The sequence below is a fragment of the Streptomyces sp. NPDC051677 genome (assembly GCF_044453465.1).
GTDB lineage: Bacteria > Actinomycetota > Actinomycetes > Streptomycetales > Streptomycetaceae > Streptomyces.
Genome location: NZ_JBITCT010000149.1, coordinates 1 through 1104 on the forward strand (window position 1 = coordinate 1; position 1104 = coordinate 1104).

Below are 1104 nucleotides of genomic sequence, written 5' to 3' on the forward strand. Positions count from 1 at the left end.
CACCCGGCGGCGCCTGCGGCATCTGCTTCCTCGGTCGTCCCATTGCACACCTCCGTGATCAGAAGGTGTTGCGACGACCAGTTGAATTCGCCCTGGGCCCCGTGGTCGGTGTGCATGACCGCCCCCGCGAGGCTGCCGCGGGTCCGTTCGGCGGCGGACAGGGCGTCGGTGACGAGGCCGGTGCGCATGTGGTCCGCGATCGCCCAGCCGGCCAGGCGGCGTGAGGCGAGGTCGATGACGGTGGCCAAATACAGGAACTTCCCGCCGTTCAGCGGGAGATAGGTGATGTCGCCGACGTATTTCGTGTTTGGCTCGCTTGCCGTGAAGTCGCGGCCGACGAGGTCCGGGGCCTTCCCCGCGGCCGGGTCCGCCACCGTGGTGCGGTGTCTGCGGCGCAAGCGCACGCCCGCCAGTCCGGCGTCCCGCATCACCCGCGCGATCCGCTTGTGGTTGACGCGCTCGCCCGCCTCGCGGAGCTCGACTGTGATCCTGGGGACCCCGTAGGTGCCGTCCGACTCGCGGTGCACGGCCCGTATCCGGGCGGCGAGGCGGGCGTCGGCCGCCCGCCGGGCGGCGCGGTCCGCGGCAGTCCGACGCCAGTAGTAGAAGCTGGAGCGGGCGATGCCGAGGATGGTGCACAGCCGCTTCACGCCGTAGCGGCGCTGATGGTCGGCGACGAACTGGAAGCGGTTCACCAGCGCGTCTCCCCGGCGAAATACTTCGCCGCCTTCCGCAGGATCTCGCGTTCTTCCTCCAGCTCACGGACCTTGTTCCGCAGAGCGGCGTTCTCCGCCTCCAACGGCGTCGGCGGCTCGGCCGGCTCCTCCGCCCGGCGCCCCCGGGGCCGGCTCGCTCCGGCCGCGCGGACCCAGTTCCGCAGGGTCTCGGGGTTGATCCCCAGATCGGCGGCGACCTGCCTGATCGTCGCCTCGGGCCGCGACTGGTACAGCGCGACCGCGTCCGCCTTGAACTGCGGCGGATAGTTCTTCATGACCACGAGATGTCCGTTCTCAGTGGACGTTAAGTCCGATCTTCCCCGGTTCGTGATCGCTCGATCGTGGGACTGATACTCGTCCGGGGCGACTGCTCGTCATGCCCATGCTG

1 pseudogene is annotated in these 1104 nt (G+C 70.0%); it reads right to left on the reverse strand.

What is annotated here, in order from left to right:
- Positions 1 to 95 precede the first annotated feature (95 nt).
- Positions 96 to 997, reverse strand: a pseudogene (locus tag ACIBAF_RS49300) (IS3 family transposase); the annotation flags it as partial.
- Between the last annotated feature and the right edge of the window lie 107 nt (positions 998 to 1104).